This is a genomic window from Sphingomonas panni (assembly GCF_022664435.1).
Classification (GTDB): domain Bacteria; phylum Pseudomonadota; class Alphaproteobacteria; order Sphingomonadales; family Sphingomonadaceae; genus Sphingomonas; species Sphingomonas panni.
The window spans coordinates 20,927-30,003 of sequence record NZ_JAKREU010000018.1 but is presented as its reverse complement, the minus strand read 5'-3'; the positions used below and the strand labels follow the sequence as shown (position 1 = coordinate 30,003).

The 9,077-nt window shown below is 64.4% G+C and carries 10 protein-coding genes; 3 read left to right on the top strand and 7 right to left on the bottom strand.

Translation table 11 applies throughout. From position 1 onward, the window contains the following. Positions 1-135 precede the first annotated feature (135 nt). Positions 136-645: an amidohydrolase family protein gene (locus tag MF609_RS19575; protein WP_242417733.1), complete on the top strand. Its 510-nt coding sequence runs from the start codon at positions 136-138 to the stop codon at positions 643-645. Positions 646-649: 4 nt separating this feature from the next. Here MF609_RS19575 and MF609_RS19570 read toward each other — a convergent pair whose 3' ends face one another. Both MF609_RS19570 and MF609_RS19565 read right to left on the bottom strand, forming a co-directional pair. Further along, complete coding sequence (locus MF609_RS19570) at positions 650-835, bottom strand: hypothetical protein (RefSeq protein ID WP_242417732.1); 186 nt, start codon at positions 833-835, stop codon at positions 650-652. A gap of 144 nt (positions 836-979) precedes the next feature. Continuing rightward, a complete protein-coding gene (locus MF609_RS19565; protein WP_242417731.1) occupies positions 980-1,519 on the bottom strand; it encodes a hypothetical protein in 540 nt (179 codons plus the stop codon). Between the two features lie 349 nt (positions 1,520-1,868). Here MF609_RS19565 and MF609_RS19560 point away from each other — a divergent pair. Both MF609_RS19560 and MF609_RS19555 read left to right on the top strand, forming a co-directional pair. Continuing rightward, a protein-coding gene (locus MF609_RS19560; RefSeq protein WP_242417730.1) for an IS3 family transposase occupies positions 1,869-3,109 on the top strand; the annotation gives its coding sequence in 2 pieces (ribosomal slippage) (positions 1,869-2,213 and positions 2,216-3,109; 1,239 coding nt in all). 325 nt (positions 3,110-3,434) lie between these two features. Then, positions 3,435-3,833 carry a VOC family protein gene (locus tag MF609_RS19555; RefSeq protein ID WP_242417729.1) on the top strand — a complete coding sequence of 133 codons (399 nt, stop codon included), beginning with the start codon at positions 3,435-3,437 and terminating at the stop codon, positions 3,831-3,833. Positions 3,834-4,055: 222 nt separating this feature from the next. On the opposite strand, the gene MF609_RS19550 is transcribed toward MF609_RS19555, so the two are convergent. The 5 genes from MF609_RS19550 to MF609_RS19530 all read right to left on the bottom strand — a co-directional run bounded on the left by MF609_RS19550 (position 4,056) and on the right by MF609_RS19530 (position 9,077). Beyond that, a complete protein-coding gene (locus MF609_RS19550) occupies positions 4,056-4,532 on the bottom strand; it encodes a nuclear transport factor 2 family protein (protein ID WP_242417728.1) in 477 nt (158 codons plus the stop codon). 13 nt (positions 4,533-4,545) lie between these two features. Continuing rightward, the gene (locus MF609_RS19545) at positions 4,546-5,523 is read right to left on the bottom strand and encodes a serine hydrolase domain-containing protein (RefSeq protein WP_242417727.1); all 978 of its coding nucleotides are present in this window, start codon (positions 5,521-5,523) and stop codon (positions 4,546-4,548) included. A 358-nt stretch (positions 5,524-5,881) separates the two neighbouring features. After that, entirely contained in the window at positions 5,882-7,123 is a 1,242-nt protein-coding gene (locus MF609_RS19540; protein ID WP_242417726.1) for an MFS transporter, read from the bottom strand. After that, on the bottom strand, positions 7,120-7,665 hold the full coding sequence (locus MF609_RS19535) for a cytochrome b (protein ID WP_242417725.1): 546 nt from the start codon (positions 7,663-7,665) through the stop codon (positions 7,120-7,122). Before MF609_RS19535 ends, MF609_RS19540 begins: the two co-directional genes overlap by 4 nt. After that, on the bottom strand, positions 7,662-9,077 hold the full coding sequence (locus MF609_RS19530; protein ID WP_242417724.1) for an efflux transporter outer membrane subunit: 1,416 nt from the start codon (positions 9,075-9,077) through the stop codon (positions 7,662-7,664). The genes MF609_RS19535 and MF609_RS19530 overlap by 4 nt, the downstream gene beginning before the upstream one ends.

Genomic DNA, 9,077 nt, shown 5'->3' with positions numbered 1-9,077 from the left:
GTTGATGAAGAAGTCAGCGACCTTACCCTCCACGCACGATTGCGCGATGCGCCAGAGGCACGCCTTGAGGTTCAGTCGGTGCACGTCCCCTAACAAACAGGCGTGCCAATTTGTCCACGCTGCCTAGTGGGGGAGATGAAGGCGCGCGGCGTAGCGCAGACTGCGACGCTCGCCACCTATGCCGGACTGGCCGGCGCGGACGATGCACGCCGCTTGGCGGCGGACCCCTCGGTCGCGCCCTATCTGAGCGCAAGACAGCGCGGCATGCTTGGGCTGGTGTGGAAGTACCCACGTTTGAAGGACTTCGAGATCGCCTCGGCGAATACGGAGCGCCTCGCAAAGGCGGGCGTGACGATCATCGCCGGGACTGACGCACCAAATCCAACGACCGCGTTCGGCGCATCGCTGCATCTCGAACTGGCACTGATGGTCCGTGCGGGCATGACGCCGAAGCGGGCGCTGGTTGCGGCAACCTCGGCTCCCGCGACATTCTTCGGTACTGCCGACCGTGGTCGCATCGCAGCTGGGCTCAAGGCCGACATGATCCTGGTCGATGGTGATCCGACACGCGACATCGCCGCTACTCGCAGGATCGTCTCGATTTGGAAGAACGGCTACGTCGTCGACCGTACCGCGCGTGAGTAGAACTTCATGGCCGTAACCGGCGGTCCCGTCGGCGAACCTTCCAAAGATAGCGCACGGTTGAAACGACCAACTTAGCCAGCAACAGCCAGAAGAGTGTGTTGAGCAGGAAAGACCGAGGGTAGAGCACGTCCTCGAGGATCGACAACCTGCCGGTGACCGAGACGCCGGGTTGGTCGATGATGAAGATCAAAGGCCATCCTCCACCAAAGGTATGCTCGCTAGCATAAACTTGTGGTCGATGGATCAAGCTCGTAATCAGGCTTGCCCCTAGGCTTAGGCCCAGCAAGGTTATTCCTGCCAGCCTTGGCAGGCGCAGTCGACGCGACAAGTGCGTTTAGTCCGCAGTGGGTCGAACGGTACGCTGCACCTTACCTGCCTGGTCAAGGAAGTCGATTGACGTAGCGCCGTCCTCCCCGACGCGAAGTACCAGTCGTTTACGGCCTTGCCCGTCGCGCAGCACCACCTGCGACGATTTGTCGACCGCTCGGCCCACAAACAGCCGCTGCGTGCCTCCAACGTTGGCGGCACGATAGGCCGCCCCCTGCTGACCCTCAGGCAGCGAGCGCACCCGGTCGACGGCAGGAAAATCGAGCCGGCCTTCGGGCTGATCGTTGACCTTAATGCCGGCGGATCGTTCCTGTCCCTCCTCAAAGCCGAACAGCTGCACCACTTGATCTTGGTTGTAGCGGTCGAAGGTAAGGCTGCCCCCGCTCGACGCCTTGCCGCCAGCGTCCTTGCCCGCGAAGATCAGGCCGCCGTTCTCCGTCCCCTCGTCATTGAAGAACAGCATGCCCGCCATCCGCCGGTCGGGACGGGAGTATTCTTTGCCGCCGCCTATGAAGCCTGGCGCCCGAGCCGAGCTGGCGATCGTCATGCGCAATGTTCCATCGGGCTCGCGTACGTTTATGCGGCCAACGTCAATGGTATCGAATTTCGCGTTTCGGGCCGAAGGTGTAGCGGCAGTGAGCACAAACCAAATCACTGCACCCGTAAGGGCTCCTGAGTAGAGTATCAGTGCGCGACTGGCATCGAACTTCATCCTGGCCCCCAATTGTCATTCTGATGAATGGCTCATGCAGCAAGCGGTCCTCGGCGTCTATTCACCGGGGCGGCCGAAAGCGCAACGAGGCGCTTGGGCAGGAAACCTCGCCAGCCTAGCTCCTCTATGAGGTGGCCCCTCAAATGACCTGACAGGGCCTCGCTCTTGGATAAGAGTGAGGCATATGACTGACGGTACGACCAGGCGTTACAATGACGGCGAGGTCCTCTCCGGTGTCCAGCGCCGGAGCCGGTGGACACCGGAGGAGAAGGTCCGGATCGTCGAGGAGACGTATCTTCCGGGAATGAGCGTGTCGCTCGTCGCCCGCCAGCACGGCATCAGCGGCAGCCAGGTCTTCACCTGGCGGCGCCTGATGAACCAAGGGGCGCTGACCGCCGCGGCAGCCGGCGAGGAGGTGGTACCAGCGTCCGAGTACCGGGCGCTGGAGGCGCAGGTGCGCGAACTGCAGCGGCTGCTCGGCAAGAAGGCCATGGAGAACGAGCTGCTGCGTGAGGCCGTGTCCCGGGCCGCAGGCCCAAAAAAACTGCTCTTGCGCTCGACCTCGCTGCCCGGGGACATTCTGTGACCGCGGTAGCCGATGCGCTCGGCGTCGCCCGCCCGCATTTATCTGCGATGCGCAACCGACCACCGCCACGCCCGCGCGGGCGGCCGCCATTGCCGGATGCCGACCTGGTCGCCGACATCCGGGCGCTTGTCGCCGATCTACCCACCTACGGTTATCGCCGCGTCCATGCCCTACTGCGCCGCCAAGCCGAGCAGACCGGTCGCGCTGCCCCCAATCCCAAGCGCGTCTACCGCGTCATGAAGGTGCATGGACTGCTGCTCCAAAGAGGCGGCGGACGGCACGAGGAGCGCCGTCACGACGGCCGTGTCGCCGTCGACCAGCGCAACACTCGCTGGTGCTCCGACGGGCTGGAGATCGCCTGTGACAACGGCGAGAAGGTGCGCGTCGCGTTCGCGCTCGACTGCTGCGACCGTGAGGCCATGGGGCATGTGGCAACCACGAGCGGCATCACCGCCGAGGATGTGCAGGACCTGATGGTTGCCACCGTCGAGCACCGCTACGGTCGGGTGAACCGCGTACCCCAGCCAATCGAGTGGCTGACCGATAACGGCAGCTGCTATACCGCCCGCGACACCCGCACCTTTGCCCGCGACATCGGGCTGGTGCCGCGCACCACCCCGGTCAGCAGCCCGCAGTCCAGCGGCATGGCCGAGGCGTTCGTCCGCACCCTCAAGCGCGATTACGTCCGCGTGAACCCCAGGCCCGACGCGCAGACCGTCATCGCGCAGCTACCAGCTTGGCTCGACCACTATAATAAGGTGCATCCACACCGCGCCCTCGGCTACAGGTCACCCCGCGAGTTCATCGCGACAACACGCGAGGCCCTGTCAGCCAATTAGGGGGCAACAACACTCTACGAGCAAAAGCGGCGGATTGAGCTGCTGCCGGTTTCCCGGGAAGAGTGGTGAAGCTGCGCCTGCGTCTCGAAGTCGATGGGGCTGAAATAGCCAAGCTGCCGCTTTTAACCTGAACGAATGGCAAAAGTTGGGAAGTGGGCACCACCCGCGTAATGACCGTTTCTGGGTCTTACCGGCGAAGAGCGGCTCGTCTGCTCGTGCCCAATTGCGGATATCCCGACGACGCGGGGGTGACCGCAGCCTATGGGCACGTTAGGTGAGAAGGCTAGTGGCAATCGGAAGTCGATCAGCCTCAAGGAGAGTATGCATGCTTTTCCACACCATGGTCGGATCGAACGACATTGAGCGTTCCAAGCGCTTCTACGATACGGTGCTCGGCACTTTGGGTGCAGGGGAAGGGACGAGGAACGTAGCCGACAGCGGCCATATACGTCTGATATACAACAGCGGCGGCGGAACCAACTTCATTGTCAGCCAGCCGATCAACGACGAACCAGCGAGCGTCGCGAACGGGAGCACCGTTGCCTTTTCATGCAACTCGCCCGAACAAGTGAAGCAGCTTCATGATACCGCGGTCGCCAATGGTGGCACCTCGATCGAAGCCCCGCCCGGCCCGCGCAATACGGCATCGCTGGGGACAGTCGAGCTTGCCTATTTTCGCGACCCTGACGGCAACAAACTATGCGGAATTCATTTTCCCGCCTGATCTGCCCGACTTGGGTCCGCTTCCTACCCTTAGCGGACCCAGATTATGCGATCGCGCGAATGTCCGCTTCCCTGCCTACAGCGGCCACGCCAGCCAGAACCGATGTCGATCAACAGGCCTGTTGACGATGAATGAACGGCCGGTTTCGGATCACGTGCAAAGGTGCTTGAACGACCGATATGGGGGCTGGTCCGCCATTCCCAATCGGGCAGCACCCACGAGCTATCTGTCAGTGGCGCTTCGCTGCTCCGGAGGCGTTGCGGCGCGGTGGCCGTAACTGAGCACACTGGTGAGCCTCCAGGCGCCATCCTGCTTTGCCCAAACCATGACGAATTTGGCGATTCCCTCGCATCGTCCCGTCGCCAGTTCGCAAAAGCGGTGTTCGCCTTCCTCGATCGCGCCGTAATCCTTGATCGGATAGACGCGGAACGTCGCCGCGATCAGCTCCAGCTTCACCTTCCCGCAGATGTATTTGCGAACGCCGTCGACCATCGCGTCACGCTCGAACGTCGCACCGCCGGTGTCGTGGTAGAAGGCGACCTTCGGATCGAAATAGCCGGAGAATGTCGGCAGGTCGCAGCGGTTGTAGGCGCCGAACACCTTGGCATCAAGCGCGCCGATCTCCGTCGTCAACGGGTCGGCGGTGGGCGGCACGGACGTCGCGAGCAACGCTGCGGCAACGGCGATGGCGGTCATCATGCTCATGGTCCTGTCAGCTCATTTGGCCACGAAGGAAGGCGATCAGCTTCGGATCGCTCCCGGTACGTTCGAGGATGGGCAGGATGATCCGCCACCCGTTGTCGCTGTTGGTCAGGATAACGATGCCGTCGCCGCTCGCGCGATCGATTGCGGCGAAGGTAAAGGCTCCTGCATCCTTGCCGGTGTGGAGCATCGTCGTGCCATGGGGGAAGCCGAGGAGCTGCCAGCCGAGGCCAAAGCCAGTCCAGGGCGGACAGCTGGCCGCTTTGGTTCCGGCACATATTTCAGGCGTCAGGTCGGCCTGCGACTTCCTGCGCTCCGCGGCTATAGATGCGACCAGGCCCCGATCGTTGCGGGCATTGATGAGGAAGCGCGCATAGTCACGCGCCGTCGCGTGCGCCAGATCGGCAGCGTTGTACCGCGTCACCTGCTCGACCGGCAGCGGCTTGCCTGCGTCGTCGTATGGCACGGCGGTCGGCACCGTCTCGCCTTGGGTCGACACATAGCCCGACGCGCGCATCTGGGCAGGGGCGAACAGCCAGCGGCCAGCAAGCGTCTCGAACGATTGCCCGGTGCGGTGTTCGGCGTAGCGCGCCGCATATTGGTAGCCCTCGCCCGAATAGCCGGTGGTCGTGCCAGGATCATGATCGAACGCCAGCCCCTTCGCATCGCGACAGTTCGGCAACCCAGTGCGATGGCTCAGCGCCATGCGTACCGTCAGCTTCATCCGCCGGGGATCGCGCGATAGGTCGGGGTCGCTCCAGTAGCGATCCATCGGCTCATCAAGGGACAGCTTGCCGGCCGACACCAGCCGCAGGATGACTTCCGCCGTCAGCGGCTTCGTCAGCGAGGCGAGATTGTAGGGCGTGGAGGCAGTCGCCGCGCGGTTCGGCCCCGCCATGCCCCACGCTCCAGCAGACACAATCCGTCCGTTGCGGATCAGGGCGATCGACGCGCTCTCCACGCGCTGTTCGCGGAGGGTTGTAGTCATATCTGGCAGCGTAACGTTCGTTCTGGCGTTCGCCACTGAGGCGGAAGCCACCAGCACGCCCAAACTGCCGTAAACTGCCTGCTCCAGCAATCTGACTGTATTGCTCATATGTAACACCTAGCAGTGTCCGCGCGTGGCTGCAATCTGGATCGGATCACTCATCGAGGTGACGGACATCAGAACCGCGGTAGCATCTTCGAAATGCCACTTCCTTTTAAGCTCTCGCGTGAGCAAGGAGGTCGAAGGCTCAGGCCTTCCTCCGCGACCAACATGAACGGATGGCCGAAAGCGGGGAGCTAGAAAGAGGCCGCGAACGACCGGATATGGGTCTCTCCGCATCGAGCTGACGAGGGATGCTTCAATCATCGTTTCTCAGTTCAATAGAGAGGAACGCAGCCACGCTGGCCATCGTACCCAACACGCCAGTCAGGACGAAAAGCCAACGGACGCCGATCAACGCTCCAAGCGGTGCGGCGGCAAGCAGACCGACCGGCGCGGCCAGACCCATCAGCGTACCGAGCAGGCCCAGAGCCCGTCCCTGAAGCTGGTTGGGCACGGTGGTCTGGATCAGGGCGGTGAAGGGGGCATCGCCCAGGATGAAGGTAACGCCGCTCAACGCCCAGAAGAATGCCGCCAGCCAGAACAAGCCCGGCGGGACCAGCGCAGTCAGGGCCAATGTCGCGCAGGACAGGGTGAAGCCCCACAGGATCCACGACACCAGCCGCCGTGGCACGATGACCGCGACGATCACGCCGCCCGCGATCATGCCCGCCCCGCCCATGCTTTCGAGGATCGCGACCTCGGCCGCCCCACCGCCGAAATGCTGCTTCACCAGCAGCGGCAACAGCGTGAACGTTGGCATGATGACCAGCACCACGGCGGTCAGCAGCGCATAGATGCGCAGCAATTGTTTGCTCTGCCAGACGACGCCGATGCCCTCGCGAAACTCGGCCAATAGGCCGGTCGTGCCGTCAGAGGTGCAGTGTTGCGGGATCGTGAAGATCAAGAGTGGCGTGATGCCGAGCAGCGCCGTGCCGACGTCGATCCACAAAGCCATGCCGACCGGCATTACGGCGATCGCCAGGGCTCCCAGCGGCGCGGCCGCGACCGTCACAATGCCCATAAGCGTCTGGTTCAGTCCGGCGGCACGCGGAAGGAAATGCTGCGGCACCAGCATCGCCTCGCTGGCCGCGGCGGCAGGCAACTGGAAGGCCGTGGCCGCGCTGCGAACGAACATCGCCATATAGATGTGCCACAGGGCGATATGGCCGCTCAGGAACAGGGCGATCAGGATCACGATGCACAAGGCCGAGATGAGGTCGGAGACGATCATCAGCATCCGACGGCTGTAGCGGTCGGCGAATGTGCCTCCAACAGGCCCCAGCAGCGCCTGGGGGAGCAGCGCGGCCAGCCCGGCGGTTGCCAGCACACCCAGGTCGCCGGTCGTGTCGGTGATCCACCAGATCAACACGAACTGCGTCATCGCCGAGCCGATCAGCGACAGCGACTGTCCGGCAAAGATCGACCAGAAGCGCCACTGCCAGCCGGGACCGGGGTCCACGCCTGCTGAGCCCTGCTCCATCGGAATGTTCCGGCTCATAGCATCCGGCGCAGGACGTCGGTGGCCCGGCCGCGATCAAGGAAAAGATGCTTGAGAACACCCATGACATGCAGCGCGACCAGCGCCAGCAGGGTGTAGACCAGCGTCTTGTGCGCCAAGGCGAACAGCGCGAAGGCGTGGTCGTTTTTGGGCAGCAGCTCGGGCAGGTCGGTGATGAAGAACGGCACGCCGTCACTCTGGCTGAACGAACTGGACATGGCATAGCCCATCAGCGGCACGATGATCGCCAAGGCCAGCATCGCATATTGAACCATGTTCGACAGGATGATCTCCCACGCCGCCAATCCGGCGGGGTGGCGAGGCAGGGCCGAATGGCGACGTACCACCAGCGCGACGGTGCCGATCAAGAAGGCCAGCACGCCGAATTCCTTGTGGACGGGATACATCCATTCGAACTTGGCAGCGGTGCTGTCGGGCAGCGACGTCATCGTCCAGCCGAGCGCGATAAGCCCCAGGATCAGCGCGGCGCGCGTCCAGTGGAGCAGCCGCATCGGCAGGGTGTAGCGGTCATGGCGGTTCATTGCGGCGTTCCTTGCGCTTCGGTATCGCCGCCCAGTGCCCGGTAGAGCGCGGCGGCGGCGGTCAGTTGGTCGCGCCGAACGATCAGCGCGGTCTGGCGCGCGGCGTAGGTCGCGCGCTGGGCGTCGAGCAGTTCCAGGCGGCTGGTCTGCCCCGCGCGATAGGCGAGGTCGGTCAGCGTGGCGCGACGCTCCGCCTGGGTGACGACGGCGCGCTGCTCGGTCATCTGCCGCCCATAGGTCGCCTGCGCCGCAAGCCCATCGGCGACTTCGCGGAAGCCGGTCTGGATCGCCTTTTCATAGGTCGCCACCGCCGTCGATGTGCGCAGCCGGGCAAGGTCGAGATTGCCACGAAGCTCGCCCCCGCGAAAGATCGGCAGGCTGATCGTGGGCGAATAGGACCAGGATCGGTTCGCCCCCTTGAACAGGCTGTCGAGCGCCAGGCTGGCGAAACCGAAGGCGGCGGTCAGCGACACGCGCGGGAAGAAGGCCGCGCGCGCCGCGCCGATATCGGCATTGGCGGCACGCAGTTCCTGTTCGGCCTGCGCGATGTCGGGGCGGCGGGTCAGTAGGTCGGACGGCGTGCCCGCCGCCAGCGCGGTGCGGATCGGCTGCTCCATCAGCGGGGTGGGGGGCAACAGGTCGCTCGGCAGAGATGCGCCGACCGCGAGTGTCAGCGCATTGGTCGCCTGCGCCAGCTCCCGCTCGCGCTGCGCCAGATCGGCCTGGGCCTGCCGGACCAGCCCCTCGGCCTGCGCCAGATCGGCACCGCTCGCCTGGCCCGCTTGCCTTCGCAGCCGGGTGATGTCGAGCGCGGCACGCCAGTCGGCCAGCGTCGAGCGGGTCAAGCCCAGTTGCTCGTCCGCCAGTCGCTCGTTCCAATAGGCATCGGCGACCGCGCCAATCACGGCCAGACGCACTGCGCGCCGCGCCTCGACCGAGGCAAGCCAGCGGTGGAACGCCGCTTCGTTCATCGCGCGCAGGCGGCCGAACAGATCGATCTCGAAACTCGTCAACGCAGCTTGTGCGCTGAACTGGCCGAATTCAAAACCGGTCGCTCCGCCTCCGGGGGACAGGCCGACGCCCGCACCCGCGACACTCGAGGGTTGGCGCTGGCGGGTATAGCCGCCGTCGACATTCAGGCCCGGCAGTGACTGGGCGCGTTGTACGCGGACCTGGGCCCGCGCCGCTTCGGCGTTCAGCGCGGCGATACGCAGGTCACGATTGGCGTCGAGCGACAGTGCGATCAGGCTTTGCAGCCGGGGATCGCCGAACATACCGCGCCATTCGGGCAAGGCTTCGATGCCGCTCGGGGCGGGATAGGCCTCGGCGACCGGCGGGGTCGGCAGGGTGAGGCGGGGCGTCATCGAACAGGCGGTGGTCGCCAGCAACAGGGTGAGGGGCAGGTGTCGCAT